Here is a 16,932-nt window from a genome sequence, read left to right as displayed (position 1 = left end):
ACAACAATTGGAGACGAACATGTCCGCTCAACCCGTAAAGATCGATGACCTGCCCATCGGGCGCTTCCACCTCAAGATCGCCGGCCTGACCTTCGGCGCGCACTTCACCGACGGCTACATCCTTGGCCTGATTGGCATCGCGTTCACCTTGCTCAGCCCGCAGATGCACCTTGATGCGTTCTGGCAGGGCCTGATCGGTGCGTCGGCGCTGATCGGGCTGTTTCTCGGCAGTCTGTTTTTCGGCTGGATCTCGGACAAGGTCGGCCGGCAGAAAATCTTCCTGGTCAGCTTCGTGCTGATCACCATTGCCTCGGTGATGCAGTTCTACGTTGAAACCGCCATGAGCCTGTTCCTGTGTCGGGTGCTGATCGGCATTGGCCTGGGCGGAGACTTCAGCGTCGGCCACGCGATGCTCGCCGAGTTCGCGCCGAAGAAGCATCGCGGTGTGCTGCTGGGTTCGTTCAGCGTGATCTGGACCTTCGGCTACGTCGCGGCGACCTTCGTTGGCACCGCCATGCTCAGCCTCGGTGATGACGCCTGGCGCTGGATGCTGGCGTCGTCGGCGATCCCCGCCGCGTTGATTCTGATCGCGCGGATCGGCACGCCGGAGTCGCCGCGCTGGCTGGTCAATCAGGGGCGCATCGCCGAGGCGCGGGCGATCGTCAAAAAACACCTGGGCGACAACGTCGAGCTGGACGAGAGCCAATCCACGGAAACCCGCTCGGGCTACGCGGTGCTGTTCAGCCGTGAATACCGCAAGCGCACGGCGTTCAACTGCCTGTTCTTCGTCTGCATCGTCATGCCGTACTTCGCCATCTACACCTTCCTGCCGTCGATCCTGCAGAAGATGGGCCTGGCCGAAGGCTTCGGCACCGAGCTGATGCTCAACATGCTGCTGATCCTTGGTGCCTTGATTGGTATCTGGTGCACGATCAAATTCACTCGACGCGGGTTCCTGATCAACTCGTTCATCATTCTGGCGGTGGCGTTGTTTCTGCTGGCGGTGTTGCCGGGCAGTGCAGCGTGGCTGATGGTGCTGGTGTTCGGTTTGTTCACGTTGGTGTTGTCGGCGGTCAGCAACCTGGTGGGCGTGTTCCCGGCGGAGAGCTTCCCGACGGAAGTGCGCGCCAGCGGAATTGGTCTGGCGACGGCGGTGAGTCGTTTGGGTTCGGCGATCAGTACGTTCCTGCTGCCGGTGAGTGTGGCGGGGATCGGTTTGAGCCCGACCATGGGGATTCTTGCGGCGATTCTGGGGATTGGCGCGTTGCTGTCTTGGGCGTGGGCGCCGGAGACCAAGTCGTTGACGTTGAGTCAGGCGTGCAAGGCGCAGAGTCCGGTGGAAGTCGCGGTAGGGACGGTCGGGAAAGTCGCTACCCCCGTCTGATGAGTGCAGGTCAGGGGTTGCTGACAACCCCTAGCCACTCGGTAAACAGCTTCACCTTCGACAACCCCTGCTTGTCATTCGCCACATCCAGCCAATACCCATAAGGGCCGATCACCTCAATCGGGGTGATCGGCAGCAGGCTGCCGTTGGCCAGTTCCTTTTCGATCATCTGCCGGTCGATCACTGCCAGACCGCCGCCGGCCAGCGCGGTGTGGATTACCTGGTCCAGGGTGCTGAATTCCAGCCCTTGCCCGGCATCGATGTCATCCCGGCCCATGGCCGCCAGCCAGTTCTCCCAGACCTTCAAGCGCTTGCCGTCGTGCAGGATGTGCAGCAATGGATATTCCCGCAGATCCGGCGGCTGATCGCCGTTGAACAGCTCCGGGCTGGCCACTGCGATGTGCCGTTCCATCACCAGCAATTGGCTGACGCAGTGGGGCGCCGCCGCGAGGCCGAAGCGGATGTGGCAATCGACTTCCGTGAGGCTGTCGTGGCCGATCTGGTTGGTGACGCTGAGGTTGATGTCCGGGTAGCGCTGACAGAACGCGCGCAGGTGTGGCGACAGCCAGCGCGTGGCCCAGGTCGGCGGTGCGAGCACTTTCAAGCGTTGGCGCAGATTCGGCACACGCACCGCTTGCAAGGCGCGTTCGATGTGGTCGAAAGCCTCGGCCAGATGCGGGGAAAGATTGCTGCCGGCTTCGGTCAGCGACAGCCCTTGAGGCGTGCGCACGAACAGCGCCACGCCGAGGTAGTCTTCAAGCTGTTTGATCTGGCGACTGACCGCGCCCTGGGTGACATTCAGCCCGATGGCGGCCTGGCTGAAACTGCGATGACGGGCGACTTCTTCGAACACACGCAGGGTGTTGAGCGAGGGCAGTTGACGCATGGAGGCGGGACTCCGGATCGGGCGGTTTTTGTTGTTTTGGGGTGAGGGCTATCTGACTATCGAGGCGGTGCGGATGCAAGGTGAATTCGCAACGGGCAGGCAAAAAAAATCGCAGCCCGGGCTGCGATTTTTTCGAACGTCAGAAGTAATACCCGACGTTCACATATAACTGGTTCTCCCACTGATCCAGCCCGCCCGCGCCAAGGCTCTGGGTGTAGCTGCTGCCTCCGATGTACGGATCGTTTTTGCCGAACAGCCATTCGGTCGCGACCCACAACTTGCTGACCGAGAACGAGGTGCCGAGGATCATCCGCTCGGAGGTTTTGAAGCCGCTGGCGGACTTGTCGAAGGCGCTGTAGTTGGCGTAGAGCTTGATCCCGCTGATCTGGTCAAACAGGTATTTGCCGCCCACGTCGTAACTCAGGTCGGCCACGTACAGATTGCCGCGACTGGCGACGTTGTAAGTGCCGTCGTAACCACCAAGGGTCACCACTTCATCGCTGCCGGGGTTGCGCGGCGACATCTGCTGCCGCGCCGCCTGCAACTGCACACCCCACGGGCCGTTCTTGCCCATGTAGTGCACGGCCACGGCGTTGCGTCGGCCGTCATTGTTGGTGTCCTTGTTCTCGATGCTCGAGGTCAGGCCGGAGATCCCGACCTCGGATTTCCACGGCCCCAGATCCAGCGACCTGGCCACCCGCAGCACCACGGTGTTGCGTTCCTGGTTGTTGCTGCCGTCGGCCACGTAGCTGTCGGCTTCGGACACCACGCTCGAGTACGTCACGCCTTTGCTGGTGCCTTTGCCTTGCCAGGCCGGACGCAGGTAGTAACCGGCCTGGAGGTTCCAGTCGCCGCTTTGCTGGATGTATTTGGTGCCGATCTGTTGCACGTCTTCCAGGCCGATGACGTTGCCCAGGGTTTCGTAGAAGGTGCTGCCGAAGTAAGGCTGCAAGCCGAACGGCACGGTGTTCAGGCCCACTTGCACCTGCTGGTCGGGATTGAACTTGTAGCCGACCCACGCGAACTTGGCGAAGCGGATATCACCGTAGTTCTTGGTGTACTGGTACGGGTAGGAGCGACCGTAGAAGCGGTATTGCGCTTCACCGATCCAGGTGTCGGAGTTGTACTTGGCGCTGAGGAACACCGTGTCGAGGCCGAACTTCTGGATATCGCGATCCGGGTCCACGTCCCAGCGGGCACGAATGGCGCCGCCAAGGTCGAGATTGTCGGTGACTTGTACCGCCATGGCCGGGGCGGCAAAGCTGCAGAACAGGGCGATGGAAGTTGTGCGCAGGCGCAAAGAGGCTGGGAAGGGCATGGAGCGGCTCTCGATTGTTTTTATTAGAGATGCCGCGCAGTTTTGCCATCTGCGGGGTGTTGAACAAACGATAAAAACGGTGGGGAAACCTGCATCGAATGCATGTTACTCAGAAAATCCTGTAGGACAATTCGCCAATGTCGTGGGATGCTTTGCGCCTTGTCAGTGGTTTTCGAGTGCCTTGTATGAAACGCAAAATGCCCGGCCTGAATGCACTCAAAGCATTCGAAGTGGCCGGCAGCACCGGCAGCTTCACCCGCGCCGCCGAGTTGCTCAACGTCACCCAGAGCGCGGTCAGCCGTCAGGTGCGGCAACTGGAAGAGCAGCTCGGCGAGAGTCTGCTGGAACGCCGTCATCACCATCTCGAACTGACTGGTGCCGGCAAGATTCTGCTGCGGGCGTTGCACCAGTCGTTCGACAAGATCGAGCTGACCGTGCGCAGCATCCAGCAGAAAACCCACGCCAACCGCTTGCACATCAATGCGCCACCCACCTTCACCAGCCGCTGGTTGATGCCGCGTCTGGGGCGCCTGCGCGAGCAGCATCCGGAGCTGGAGCTGAGCATCACCACCCGCTTGCAGGACAGTCTCGCGGAAACCAGCACCCTCGATTGCGCGATCCGTTTTGGCGACGGCGAGTGGGACGGGCTCGACAGTTCACTGCTGATTCAGGAACGGCACATCGCGGTGTGCGCGCCGACCCTGTATGCGCGGGAGGGCGGCGATCAGGGCATCGACCTCAATCGCCTGACGCTGCTGCATGTGCTGGCCCGGGAGGATCAGCGTTACCTGACCTGGAAACACTGGCTCGACGCGGCGCGCATCACGGGTGTCGATACCCAGGGCGGTTATGAATTCGACCTGTTGGACCTGGCGATTCAAGCGGCGGTCGATGGTCTGGGAATCACCATTGCCGACTGGCACATGGTCGCCTCTGAGCTGGCCAGCGGGCAGTTGACCCAGGTGCACAACGTGCATGTGGAAGGCCACCAGTCCTACTGGCTGGTGACCCGCCCGGAACAGACGCAGATGCCGCAATTGCAGGCGTTCAGTCAGTGGTTGCAGGAAGAGATCTGGCTGGCGCAGCGCCAGCTTGAGCCCTCGAAGGCGATTTTCTGAGTAACGTGCCTTTTTCGAATGTTTGATTGCCGGATAAATCGTTTGTTGAACCCGCTGTCGATGACAAGACTGGCGGCATCGATAAAAACAAACGATGGGCGATGCACATGCGAGTCGAGCGAAATTTTGTTAACGGCCACTTCATCGAGCCGGCCAGCGCGGCGCTGATCGCGGTCTACAACCCGGCCACCGAAGCGTTGATCGGCCAGGTGTCGGCCGCCACTGCCGAAGAAGCCACGGCAGCAGTCGATGCCGCCGCCAAGGCGCAGAAGACCTGGGGCAAACTCACCAGCATCGAACGCGCCGAGCACCTGCGAGCGTTCGCGGCAGCCCTTGAAGATCGCGCCGAAGCCATCGGCGGCGCCCTGGCTGCCGAGTCCGGCAAAAGCCTGAGCGACGCCAGCAACGAAGCCCGTTATGCCGCGCAGATCACCCGTTACCACGCCGAATGGGCGCGCCGTATCGAAGGCGAGATCATTCCCAGCGACAGCCCCGACGAAAACCTGTTTCTGCACCGCGAGCCGATTGGCGTCGTCGCGTGCCTGATTCCGTTCAACTACCCGGTCTACACCCTGTTGCGCAAAATCGCTCCGGCGCTGATTGCCGGCAACACTGTGGTGGTGCGCCCGAGCAACAACACCCCGACCTCGGCATTCGAAATCGCTAAAGCCGTGGAGCAATCGGGCATGCCGGCCGGGGTGATCAACATCCTGACCATGGATCACGCCACCGCTGCAGCCGTTTGCACGCATAAAGCCGTGGGCCTGATCACTCTGACCGGCAGCGTCAACGCCGGGCGCATCGTCCTCGACTACTGCAAGACCAACATCGCCAAGCCGTCGCTGGAACTGGGCGGCAAGACCCCGGCAATCATCGAAGCCGACGCCGATCTTGAAGCGGCCGCGAGCGCAATCATCGCCTCCAAGACCACCCATTGCGGCCAGTTGTGCACGGCGGTGGAACGGGTCTACGTGCAGGAAAGCGTTCACGACCGTTTCCTCGCGCTGCTCAAAACCAAGATCGCCGCCGTGAAGTTCGGCGACCGCGCCACGGACGCCAGCCTGATGGGCCCGCTGGTCAACGCCAGTTCGCAGAAGAACATCCACGCCATGGTCGAGCGCGCCATTGCCGACGGCGCCGTCCTCGAAAGCGGCGGTGTGCTGCCGGAAGGCCCGGGGCATTTCTACCCGCCAACGCTGCTCAGCGGCTGCCGTCAGGACATGGAAATCGTCCAGGAAGAAATCTTCGGCCCGGTGCTGCCGGTGCTCAAGTACCGCGACATCGACGAAGCGCTGGCCATGGCCAACGACCACCAGTTCGGCCTGTCGTCGGTGCTGTACACCGAGAACTACCGCACCGCGCAGAAAGTCGCCAACGCCATCGAGGCCGGCGAGTTGTACGTCAACCGCACCCCGGCCGATCCGTACCAGGGCTACCACGCCGGCTGGAAACGCTCGGGCCTGGGCGGCGATGACGGCAAGCACGGCATGCTCGAATTCACCCAGACCCGACTCGTGGTCATGAAGTACTGATCCACCGCATCACGCCTCACGCTACACCTATAAAAACAATTATCAGGGGCGCCCGGAGCACGGGTCGCCCGAGGTCACTTCAATGTCCAAGCATGCATCCTCTGCTGCCGCTGTTCAGGGTTCCAACTCGGCTTCGAAAAGCCAGAGCGACAAGGGAAGTCGCTATTTCCAACTGATGTTGCTGGTGCTCGCCGCCGGTGCGATCTACCCGATTCTGTACCTGCGCCAGGTCTACCAGACCACCATGCTCGAGGTGTTCCAGATCAACCACAGCGAGCTGGGTTATCTGTACTCGATGCTTGGCACGATTTTCCTGCTCAGCTACTTGCCGAGCGGCTGGCTGGCCGACCGTATCGCGCCGCGTTTCCTGATCTTCTTCTCGCTAGTGGCAACCGGCGTGCTGGGGCTGTGGTACTCGACGGCGCCGTCGATGACCGGGCTGATGATCATCTTCGGTTGCTGGGGTCTGACCACCGGCCTGACATTCTGGGCCTCGGTGCTCAAGCGCGTGAAGATGATTGCCCATCACACCGAACAGGGTCGTTTCTTCGGCATTCTCGATGGCGGTCGCGGACTGGTCGAAGCATTGCTGGCAACCGTTGCGCTGGGGCTGTTCGCCTACGCCACCGAAACCCGTGGCGAGTCCACCGCCGAAGGTTTCAAGCACGTGGTTTACCTCTACGCCTTCACCTGTATTGCCATCGGTTGTGTGCTGGTGCTGATCAAGGACCCGAAGTCGATGGAGGACACGCCGCCAGTGGAGAAGGGCAAGTTCAACCTGCTCACTGACCTGGCAACTTTGGTGAAGATCCCTGAACTGTGGCTGGTCACCGCGATCGTGTTCTGCGGTTATCACATCTTCTGGGCCACCTACAGCTTCTCGGACTACCTGCAAGGCAGCGGCCTGACCGCCGTGATGGCCGGCACCATCACCACCATCAAGCTGTGGATGCGCCCGATCGGCGGCATCGGTGGCGGCTGGCTGGGAGACAAGTTTTCGAACATCTCGGTGCTGATTGTCGCGCTGTTGCTGGCGAGTCTGGCGATTGTCGGGTTGATCGTGTTCCCGGCGCTCAACAGCATGGGGCTGCTGATCGCGACAGTGATTTTCATCGGCCTGATGACCTACGCGATTCGCGGTCTGTACTGGGCGATCCTCGACAGTTGCAACATTCCGCTGCGCATCACCGGGCTGGCCATCGGCATCGTCTCGGTAGTCGGTTACATGCCGGATGCTTTTATCCCGTTGATCAACGGCTACCTCACTGAGCATTTCCCCGGCGCCCTAGGCTACAAGCTGTATTTCGGCTACATCGCCGCAATCGGTCTGATCGGCACCCTGGCTGCCGTGACCCTGCGTGCCCGGATCAACAAAAAATCTTCGAACAAGACAGGTGCCTGAGATGAAAATCGTCGCCCTTGAAACCCATATCGTCGCCGTACCCCCACCGCACATCGGCGGCATGTACTGGCTGTTCGTCAAGCTCAAGACCGACTGCGGCATCGAAGGCGTCGGCGAGATCTACGCCGCAACTTTCGGCCCCAAAGCCATGCTGCCGATCATCGAAGACGTGTTCGAGCGCTACCTGCTGAATCAGGATCCGCACCACATCGAGCGCTTCTTCCGTCAGGCCTATTCGAGCGGTTTCACCCAGCGTCCCGACCTGACCATGATGGGCGTGGTCAGCGGTCTGGAAATGGCTTGCTGGGACATCATTGGCAAGGCCGCGAACAAACCGGTCTACGAACTGCTCGGTGGCAAGGTCCATGAACGCCTGCGTTCCTACACCTACCTGTACCCGGTCAACAGCCGTGGCGAGTACGACTACGACGACCCGGACCTGGCGGCAGAGTGCGCCATCGACAACATGAACAAGGGCTTCACCGCTGTGAAGTTCGACCCGGCCGGGCCGTACACCGCGTACTCCGGGCACCAGATTTCGCTGGAAGTGCTGGAACGCTGCGAAACCTTCTGCCGCAAGATCCGCGAAGCGGTGGGCAACAAGTGCGATTTGCTGTTCGGCACTCACGGGCAAATGGTGCCGTCTTCGGCGATTCGTCTGGCCAAGCGCCTGGAGAAATACGACCCGCTGTGGTTCGAAGAGCCGGTGCCGCCGGGCCAGGAAGAGGCCATGGCGCAAGTCGCGGCCAAGACCAGCATTCCGATTGCCACCGGTGAGCGCCTGACCACCAAGTACGAGTTCTTCAAGCTGTTGCAGGCCGGCGGTGCGTCGATTCTGCAGATGAACGTGGCGCGCTGCGGCGGCCTGCTCGAAGGCAAGAAGATCGCCAGCATGGCCGAGGCCTATTACGCGCAAATCGCCCCGCATCTGTACAACGGGCCGATCGGTGCAGCGGCAAGTTTCCAGCTCGCGGCCTGCACACCGAATTTCCTGATCCAGGAAAGCATCGAGACCTGGGGCGGCTTCCACGCCGAGGTCCTGAAAAAGCCGTTGCAGTGGGAGGACGGTTACATCATTCCATCCACCGAGCCGGGCCTGGGCGTGGAGCTGAACATGGACGTGGTGCGCAAGCATTCGCCGTACACCGGTGAGCGCCTGCACCTGCAAATGGCCCCGACCCCGGCCGACGTCAAAGACACATCGCCGGCCAAGGGCTGACGGGATTTCCCCGCCCGGCAACGGGCGGGTTCGATAAAAAGACTTACGCGGTAACCGTGCATGACATACGACTACATCATCGCTGGCGCAGGCGCCGCTGGCTGCGTCCTGGCCAATCGGCTCTCGGCCTCGGGCCAACACACGGTGCTGCTGCTGGAGGCGGGCGGCAAGGACAGTTCCCTGTGGTTCAAGATCCCGGTCGGCTTCGCCAAAATGTATTACAACCCGACCTTCAACTGGATGTACTACAGCCAGCCGCAGAAGCAGTTGGGCAATCGCGAAATCTATGCCCCGCGCGGCAAGGTCCAGGGCGGGTCGGGCTCGATCAACGCGATGATCTACGTGCGCGGTCAGGCCCATGATTTCAACGACTGGGCGGCCAACGGCAACGACGGCTGGGGTTTCAAGGACGTGCTGCCGTATTTCCGCAAACTGGAAAACCATCCGCTGGGCGACAGCGAATACCACGGCGGCAGCGGCCCGATCAGCATCACCCCGATGGCTGGCCAGACCCACCCGATCTGCGACGTGTTCCTCAAGGGCTGCGATGAGCTTGGTTACCCGCGCAGTGACGATTTCAACGGGCCGAAATTCGAAGGTGCGGGTATCTATGACGTCAACACTCGCAACGGTCAACGCAGCTCCAGCAGCTTCGCCCATTTGCACCCGGCGCTGAGCCGGCCGAACCTGACGGTCGAGCATTACGCGTTGGTCGATCGTGTCCTGTTCGATGAAAGTCAGCAGCGCGCCACCGGTATTTCCATCACCCAGCATGGCGTGGTGCGTACTTTCACGGCGCGCAAGGAAGTGATCCTGTGCGCCGGTGCAGTCGATACGCCGAAGATCCTGCAACTGTCCGGCGTGGCGGATCGCGCCTTGCTGGCGAAACATCAGATTCCGGTGGTGAAACACCTGCCGGCGGTGGGGCAGAACCTGCAGGATCACCTGTGCGTCAGCTACTACTACAAGGCCAATATCCCGACCCTGAACGATGAGCTGAGCTCGCTGTTCGGCCAGTTCAAACTCGGCGTGAAGTACCTGTTGACCCGCAAGGGCGCGCTGGCGATGAGCGTCAATCAGGCTGGCGGATTCTTCCGTGGCAACTCGGAACAGGGCCATCCGAACCTGCAGCTGTATTTCAACCCGCTGTCGTACCAGATTCCGAAAAACAACAAGGCCAGCCTCAAGCCCGAGCCGTATTCAGGTTTCCTGCTGTGCTTCAACCCGTGTCGCCCGACCAGTCGCGGGCACATCACGATTGCCTCGAAGAATCCCCGTGATGCGGCATTGATCGACCCGAATTACCTGAGCACGCAAAAGGACATCGACGAGGTGATCCAGGGCAGTCGCCTGATGCGCAAGATCATGGGCGCTCCGTCATTGAGGGGCATCACGGTCGATGAAGTTTTGCCGGGGCCGGCGGTGGAAACCGACGAGCAGATGCTGCAGTACTTCCGTGACAACTGCGGCTCGATCTATCACCTGTGCGGCTCCTGCGCGATGGGCGCGGACGAGCAGAGTTCGGTGGTCGACAAGCGCCTCAAGGTGCACGGCCTCGAGGGGTTGCGGATTGTCGATGCGTCGATCTTCCCCAACGTGACATCGGGCAACACCCATGCGGCGGTGCTGATGGTGGCGGAGAAGGGCGCGGATCTGATTCTGCAGGATGCGTAATGCCCGGTGACAGTTGATCGCAAGCCTCTTTCCAGCATGCACTAGGCTTTGAATGCCGGCCCATTACGGGCCGGCATCATCTCAGAGCGTCTGCACCAGCCAATCCCGAAACGCCTTCAACGACGCCAATGATTCATTACGCGCCGGGTACACCAGGTAATAGCTGCGCCGGCTGCTGATCGGTTCGCCCAGTTGCAGCAGTTCGCCGTTGTGCAATTCATCCTCCACCAGAATCCTCGGCACCAGTCCGATGCCGATATTGGCGCGCACGGCCTGGATCAAGTGCGAGGTCATCTCGAAGCTCGGCCCGATGCGCATGCTGCGATGGGGCAGGGCGTGATGGCTGAACCACTCGGACCACGCCTGAGCGTTGCTGCTGACATTGAGAAGAAGCTGCCCGGCGATATCCTTGTTGGCCGCGAGACGTTCGGCGTCGGACAATTGCGCACTGGCGATCACCACCAGTTCTTCGGTGTGCAGGCGGTGGGCGGTCAGCCCCGGCCAGTCACCGCCGCCGACACAAATCGCCGCGTCGATTTCGCTGGTGTCGAAGTCGATGGCCTCGATCCGCGAGTGCAGGTGCACGGTCATGCCCGGGTGCGCCGTGTAGAAATCCTTCAGGCGCGGCAGCAGCCATTTCGAGCCGAAAGTCGGCAAGGTCGCCAGGCGCAGGCTGTGAATCCCCGAGCCAAACGCCATGGCCTGCAACGTCGCGCTGCGGATCTGCCCGAGGGCTTCGGACAGTTCGCGCTGATACATGCGCCCGACGTCGGTAAGGATCACCCGCCGGCCTTCACGGCTGAACAGGCGCATGCCGAGCATCTTTTCCAGAATCTGCACCTGACGGCTGACCGCGCTCTGGGTCAGCGACAGTTCGTGGGCGGCGCGGGTGTAGCTTTCATGGCGTGCGGCGGCTTCAAACGCCAGCAGCAACGACATCGAGGGGGTGAGGGTTCGTGGATTCATTCGTTTTAGTCATGGATTGCGGGTCGAATTTACGGTTGTCCCGGCATCGCTCTGCAATGAACATAAGGCCTATGAGATGGCGGGAGCGTGACGCAATCATTCATTGCGCACAACTGTTCACCGCTACACGGCCCGTTTTTGACCGAGATCGCCCCCCCGATGATTGCCCAGCTGTCGCCTTCCACCGCGTTGAACACCGATTACCAACAGTTTCTCAAAGCCCTTGAAACCAACGGTTTTCGTGGCGAAATCAGCGCTGACTACGCCAGCCGCGTGGTGCTGGCCACCGACAACTCGATCTATCAGCGCTTGCCGCAAGCGGCGGTATTCCCTCGGGACGCCGATGACGTGGCGCTGCTGGCGCGTCTGATCGCCGAACCGGCTTACCAGAAAGTGGTGATCACCCCTCGTGGCGGTGGCACCGGTACCAACGGGCAATCGCTGACCGATGGCATCGTTGTCGACCTGTCGCGGCACATGAACCGCATTCTCGAAATCAACGTTGAACAGCGTTGGGTGCGGGTGCAGGCCGGTGTGGTGAAGGATCAACTCAACGCGGCACTGAAATCCGCCGGGCTGTTTTTCGCCCCGGAACTGTCGACGTCGAACCGCGCCACCGTCGGCGGCATGATCAACACCGACGCCAGCGGCCAGGGCAGTTGCACCTACGGCAAGACCCGTGACCATGTTCTGGAATTGCACATGGTCCTGCGCGGTGGCGAGCGATTGCACGGCCGTCCGCTGGAAGAAAGTGAGCTGGCGGCGGAATGCGCCCGTGAGGGGCGGGCCGGCGAGGTGTACCGCTGCGCGCGGCAGATCATCGATGAGCAGGGCGAACTGATCCGACAAACCTTCCCCGACCTCAACCGCTGCCTGACCGGCTACGACCTGGCGCACCTGCGCGAGGCCGACAACCGTTTCAACCTCAACAGCGTGCTGTGCGGTGCCGAAGGTTCGCTGGGGTTTGTGGTCGAGGCCAAGCTCAACGTGTTGCCGATCCCCAAGCACACGATGCTGGTGAACATCCGCTACGCCGGCTTCATGGATGCCTTGCGCGATGCCCGCGCGCTGATGGCGCTCAAGCCGCTGTCGATCGAAACCGTCGACTCCAAAGTGCTGTTGCTGGCGATGCAGGACATCGTCTGGCACGGCGTCGCCGAGTATTTCCCGGAAAGCGCCGAGCGGCCGACGCTGGGGATCAACCTGGTGGAGTTCTGCGGCGACGATCCCGAGGAACTGCAAGGCCGGGTCGAGGACTTTGTCCGCCACCTGGGCTCCGACGCCACAGTCGAGCGCTTGGGCCATACGCTGGCCGTCGGTCACGCGGCGGTGAACCGCGTTTATGGCATGCGCAAGCGTGCGGTGGGTTTGCTCGGCAACGTCGCCGGTGAAGCGCGGCCGCAGCCGTTTGTCGAAGACACCGCCGTGCCGCCGCAACACCTGGCCGAATACATCGCCGAACTGCGCGAACTGCTCGACAGCCACAATCTGCAATACGGCATGTTCGGCCACGTCGATGCCGGCGTGCTGCACGTGCGGCCGATTCTCGACATGAAAGACCCGCTACAAGCGGCACTGGTTCGACCGGTGTCCGACGGCGTCGCCGCGCTGACCCAGCGTTATGGCGGTCTGCTGTGGGGCGAGCACGGCAAGGGCCTGCGCTCGGAATACGCCCCGGCCTTTTTCGGTGAGCTGTACCCGGCGTTGCAAGCCTTGAAGGCGGCGTTCGATCCATTCAACCAGTTCAACCCGGGCAAGATTGCCACGCCGGATATTCCTGGCGCGGCACTGCTGAAGATCGACGAAGTGACCCTGCGCGGCGAACTGGACCGGCAGATCGACGAGAAAGTCTGGCAGGACTACGGCGCGGCCATGCACTGCAATGGCAACGGTGCCTGCTACAACTTCGATCCCGACGATGCGATGTGCCCGTCGTGGAAAGCCACCCGCCAGCGTGCGCAGTCGCCCAAGGGCCGCGCCTCGCTGATTCGCGAATGGCTGCGGTTGCAGGGCGAGGCCGGGGTGGATGTGTTGTCCGATGCCAGTCGTCGTCCGCCGTTTTTCAGCACATTGCTGCAGCGCTGGCGCAACAGCCGTGCGCAGGAAAAAGACTTCTCCCACGAGGTGTACGACGCCATGGCCGGCTGCCTGGCGTGCAAGTCCTGCGCGGGACAGTGCCCGGTGAAGGTCAACGTGCCGGATTTCCGTTCGCGGTTTCTCGAGCTGTACCACACGCGCTATCTACGTCCGGCGCGGGATTATCTGATTGCCTCGCTGGAATACACGATTCCGTACATGGCGCGGATTCCGTTTCTCTACAACGGTTTGATGGGGGCTTCGTTCAGTCGTCGCTTGATCGAGCGCCTTGGTGGCATGGTCGATGTGCCGTTGCTCAGCCGTTTCGATTTCCACGCGGCCATGCGTCGGTGGCAGGTCCAACCGGCGTCGGTCGAGGTGCTTTCGGCGCTGACTCAGGCGCAACGCGAACGCAGTGTGGTGCTGGTGCAGGACGCGTTCACCCGGTATTTCGAGGCGCCATTGCTGGCGGATCTGATCGAGCTGATTACGCGACTGGGGTATCAGGTTTATCTGGCGCCGTTCAGCGCCAACGGCAAGCCGCTGCATGTGCAGGGTTTCCTGTCGGCGTTCAACCGCGCGGCGTTGCGCAATGCCGGGCAATTGCGTGCTCTGGCCGAGATTGGCGTGCCGCTGGTGGGGCTGGACCCGGCGATGACTCTGGTTTATCGCCAGGAATACCTCAAGGTGCCGGGGATGGAGCAATGCCCCGAAGTGGCGCTGGTGCAGGAGTGGCTGCTGAAAGTCATGCCGCAACGGACGGATTCACAGAATGGCGAAAGCTTCCGCCTGCTCGCGCACTGCACCGAAAAAACCAACGCGCCCGCCGCAACCCGGCAATGGGAGCAAGTGTTCGAACGTGTCGGCTTGAAACTGACGACCCAGGCCACCGGATGCTGCGGGATGTCCGGCACCTACGGGCACGAAGCGCGCAATCGCGACACTTCGGCGGTGATTTACGAGCAGTCCTGGGCGAAGCAGATCGAGGCGCCGGCAGAGCGGGGCGAAGCACTGGCGACCGGCTATTCGTGCCGTAGCCAGGTCAAGCGTCAGGCCGACCGGGCGGTGCGTCATCCGTTGCAGGTGCTGCTTGAGCAACTGCGCACGGCTTGAGAACCGTTAGCAATTGAAGCGGCTTTTCATGTTATAAGGTAACGCAAATAGTCGGGCCGTTTGTACGCGGCCCGATCGAACTCTTCACTCGATTGCGAACCTTTCATGACCGTTGCTGCTCCTCGAAATGTCCCGCCGGTGACTGGCCGGCTGCTGTCTATTGATGCGCTACGCGGCCTGGTCATTCTGTTCATGTTGCTGGACCACGTGCGCGAAACCTTTCTGCTGCATCGTCAGGTCTCCGATCCGATGGACATCGCCAGCACCGAGCCGGCGCTGTTTTTCAGTCGCACTCTGGCGCATCTGTGCGCGCCGGTTTTCGTGCTGCTGACCGGATTGTCGGCATGGCTGTTCGGGGAAAAGTACGACGGCAAGGCTGATGTCAGTGCCTTTCTGTTCAAGCGTGGTCTGTTCCTGGTGGTGCTCGAATTCACCCTGGTGAATTTCGCCTGGACGTTCCAGCTGCCGCCGAGCGTGATCTACCTGCAGGTGATCTGGGCGATCGGCCTGAGCATGATCGCGCTGTCGCTGTTGGTCTGGCTGCCACGCTGGCTGTTGTTGACGTTGAGCCTGGCGATCATCGCCGGGCACAACCTGCTCGACGGTCTGCACTTTGCCATGGATTCGGCGCTGCACGTGCCTTGGGCAATCCTGCATGACCGGGGCTGGATCGAAGTCAGCGAGAGCTTGCGCTTGCGCACGTCGTACCCGCTGCTGCCGTGGATCGGTGTGATCGGTTTGGGTTACGCGCTGGGGCCATGGTTTGCCCGAATGGCCGATGCGGGTGTGCGCCAGCGGCGTTTGCTGATCGTTGGCATCGCCGGGCTGCTGGGTTTCGTGGCGCTGCGGCTGGTCAACGGTTACGGCGAGAAACCGTGGTCGCTCAATGACAGCAGCCTGCAAACCCTGATGAGTTTTTTCAACATCACCAAATACCCGCCGTCGCTGTTGTTCATCATGCTGACAGTGAGTGTCGGGCTGCTGCTGTTGCTGGTGTTCGAGCGTGCACAGGATCGACGCTGGATTCGCTGGCTGACGGTGTTCGGTTCGGCGCCGATGTTTTTCTATCTGCTGCACCTGTATGCGCTGAAGGTGCTGTACCTGATTGGCGTGGCATTGGTCGGGCTCAATCAGGGCAGTCATTTCGGTTTCTCGACGGTGGCAGCGGTGTGGCTGGCGGCGATGGTGCTGGCGGTCGGGTTGTTTCCGGCCGTGCGCTGGTTCTCCGCACTGAAGGCCCGGCGACGGGACATCGTCTGGTTGAAGTATCTGTAACTATCCCGTTTTGCCGTCGCGAACGTTGCGGGCAAAGTCGATGAAAGCCTTGAGCGGCGCCGGTACATGGCGCCGGCTCGGGTAATACAGATGCAGGCCGGGATAGTACGGGCACCAGTCCGCCAACACCTGCACCAGACGCCCGGCCGCGAGGTGCTCGCTGACCATGTCTTCGAACACATAGGCCAGCCCCAAACCTTGCAACGCCGGGCCGACCATCAGGCTGACATCGCCCAGCGTCAGCGGGCCGTTGACTTCGATTTCCTGTTCAATGCCACCACGTTCGAATTCCCAGCGGTACATCGAACCGCTCGGGAACCGATGGCGGATGCAGGGCAGGGCATGCAGGTCTTCCGGTTTCTGTGGCGCGGGATGCCGCTGGAAAAACGCCGGCGAGCCGACCACCACCGAACGCAGGTTCGGTCCGATGGGCAGCGACACCATGTCCGCCTCCAACCGGTTGCCGAAACGTACACCGGCATCGAATCCCGCAGCGACGATATCCAGCAGCGCATCGCTTTCGACCACCTCCAGACGAATGTCCGGGTAGGCCTGCAGGAACTCGCTGGCAATCGGCAGCAGCACCAGTTCACACGCCTGGCGCCCGGAGGTAATGCGCAGGTTGCCCGAGGGCTTGTCGCGAAAATGGTTGAGGTCTTCAAGCGCATCTTCGATATCGCGAAACGCCGGTTTCAACCGGGAGTAAAGGCGCTCACCGGCCTCGGTCAGGGCCACGCTGCGGGTGGTGCGATTGAACAGACGCACGCCGAGGCGGTTTTCCAGAGCGCGCAACGAGTGACTCAGCGCCGACGGTGTCAGGCCCAGATCCACCGCTGCACGACTGAAATTCAGATGCTGCGCGATGCTCAGAAAGATCGACAGATCCGCCGTGGACGGGTTTTTCATTGATGAGCGCCTTTCACAAAGTCATGTAATTTTGTTGGGATTATCACATCAGTAGCACGGCTT

12 protein-coding genes are annotated in these 16,932 nt (G+C 61.4%); 8 read left to right on the top strand and 4 right to left on the bottom strand.

What is annotated here, in order from left to right; translation table 11 throughout:
- The first annotated feature begins 19 nt into the window (after positions 1–19).
- Positions 20–1,384, top strand: coding sequence for an MFS transporter (locus tag AC1RME_RS08430; RefSeq protein WP_096820115.1), 1,365 nt, complete (start codon positions 20–22; stop codon positions 1,382–1,384).
- 10 nt (positions 1,385–1,394) lie between these two features.
- On the opposite strand, the gene AC1RME_RS08425 is transcribed toward AC1RME_RS08430, so the two are convergent.
- Together AC1RME_RS08425 and AC1RME_RS08420 are read right to left on the bottom strand one after the other, a co-directional pair.
- The gene (locus tag AC1RME_RS08425; protein ID WP_096820114.1) at positions 1,395–2,270 is read right to left on the bottom strand and encodes a LysR substrate-binding domain-containing protein; all 876 of its coding nucleotides are present in this window, start codon (positions 2,268–2,270) and stop codon (positions 1,395–1,397) included.
- 139 nt (positions 2,271–2,409) lie between these two features.
- Positions 2,410–3,588: a hypothetical protein gene (locus AC1RME_RS08420; protein WP_096820113.1), complete on the bottom strand. Its 1,179-nt coding sequence runs from the start codon at positions 3,586–3,588 to the stop codon at positions 2,410–2,412.
- Between the two features lie 185 nt (positions 3,589–3,773).
- Here AC1RME_RS08420 and AC1RME_RS08415 point away from each other — a divergent pair, with 185 nt between their 5' ends.
- The 5 genes from AC1RME_RS08415 (at position 3,774) to AC1RME_RS08395 (ending at position 10,533) form a co-directional block, all read left to right on the top strand.
- Entirely contained in the window at positions 3,774–4,706 is a 933-nt protein-coding gene (locus AC1RME_RS08415; RefSeq protein ID WP_096820112.1) for a LysR substrate-binding domain-containing protein, read from the top strand.
- Positions 4,707–4,813: 107 nt separating this feature from the next.
- Positions 4,814–6,238 carry an aldehyde dehydrogenase gene (gene aldA, locus AC1RME_RS08410; RefSeq protein ID WP_096820232.1) on the top strand — a complete coding sequence of 475 codons (1,425 nt, stop codon included), beginning with the start codon at positions 4,814–4,816 and terminating at the stop codon, positions 6,236–6,238.
- A gap of 82 nt (positions 6,239–6,320) precedes the next feature.
- Positions 6,321–7,640 (top strand): MFS transporter, encoded by a 1,320-nt coding sequence (locus AC1RME_RS08405; protein ID WP_096820111.1) that lies wholly within the window; start codon positions 6,321–6,323, stop codon positions 7,638–7,640.
- A gap of 1 nt (position 7,641) precedes the next feature.
- The gene (locus tag AC1RME_RS08400) at positions 7,642–8,859 is read left to right on the top strand and encodes a mandelate racemase/muconate lactonizing enzyme family protein (protein ID WP_085731929.1); all 1,218 of its coding nucleotides are present in this window, start codon (positions 7,642–7,644) and stop codon (positions 8,857–8,859) included.
- Positions 8,860–8,919: 60 nt separating this feature from the next.
- Complete coding sequence (locus AC1RME_RS08395; protein ID WP_096820110.1) at positions 8,920–10,533, top strand: GMC family oxidoreductase; 1,614 nt, start codon at positions 8,920–8,922, stop codon at positions 10,531–10,533.
- 81 nt (positions 10,534–10,614) lie between these two features.
- Here the strand turns inward: AC1RME_RS08395 and AC1RME_RS08390 are convergent, their stop codons facing one another.
- Entirely contained in the window at positions 10,615–11,499 is an 885-nt protein-coding gene (locus AC1RME_RS08390; protein WP_096820109.1) for a LysR substrate-binding domain-containing protein, read from the bottom strand.
- Positions 11,500–11,658: 159 nt separating this feature from the next.
- Between AC1RME_RS08390 and ydiJ the strand changes: the two genes are divergently transcribed.
- Positions 11,659–14,688, top strand: a complete 3,030-nt coding sequence (ydiJ, locus tag AC1RME_RS08385; protein WP_096820108.1) for a D-2-hydroxyglutarate dehydrogenase YdiJ — start codon at positions 11,659–11,661, stop codon at positions 14,686–14,688.
- A 105-nt stretch (positions 14,689–14,793) separates the two neighbouring features.
- Positions 14,794–15,963, top strand: coding sequence for an acetyltransferase domain-containing protein (locus AC1RME_RS08380; protein ID WP_493090981.1), 1,170 nt, complete (start codon positions 14,794–14,796; stop codon positions 15,961–15,963).
- Here the strand turns inward: AC1RME_RS08380 and AC1RME_RS08375 are convergent, their stop codons facing one another.
- The gene (locus AC1RME_RS08375) at positions 15,964–16,869 is read right to left on the bottom strand and encodes a LysR family transcriptional regulator (RefSeq protein WP_096820106.1); all 906 of its coding nucleotides are present in this window, start codon (positions 16,867–16,869) and stop codon (positions 15,964–15,966) included.
- Between the last annotated feature and the right edge of the window lie 63 nt (positions 16,870–16,932).

This window comes from Pseudomonas sp. GW822-FHT03F08 (assembly GCF_058801265.1).
The sequence above is the reverse complement of the archived record's forward strand: the minus strand, read 5'-3'. Positions and strand labels throughout refer to the sequence as shown.